Annotated in this window: 1 rRNA gene; it reads right to left on the reverse strand. The window is 53.5% G+C overall.

The window, feature by feature from the left end:
* Nucleotides 1-243: ribosomal RNA gene (locus SB772_RS44710) — 16S ribosomal RNA — on the reverse strand; the annotation flags it as partial.

A 243-nucleotide genomic window follows, 5' to 3' on the forward strand; every position in this document is an offset into this window, starting at 1 on the left:
GCTCCACCGCTTGTGCGGGCCCCCGTCAATTCATTTGAGTTTTAACCTTGCGGCCGTACTCCCCAGGCGGTCTACTTATTGCGTTAGCTGCGTCACTAAGTCCTCAAGGGACCCAACGACTAGTAGACATCGTTTACGGCGTGGACTACCAGGGTATCTAATCCTGTTTGCTACCCACGCTTTCGAGCCTCAGTGTCAGTATGATGCCAGGAAGCTGCCTTCGCCATCGGTATTCCTTCAGAT

It is taken from the genome of Paraburkholderia sp. SIMBA_030, from assembly GCF_046535245.1.
GTDB lineage: Bacteria > Pseudomonadota > Gammaproteobacteria > Burkholderiales > Burkholderiaceae > Paraburkholderia.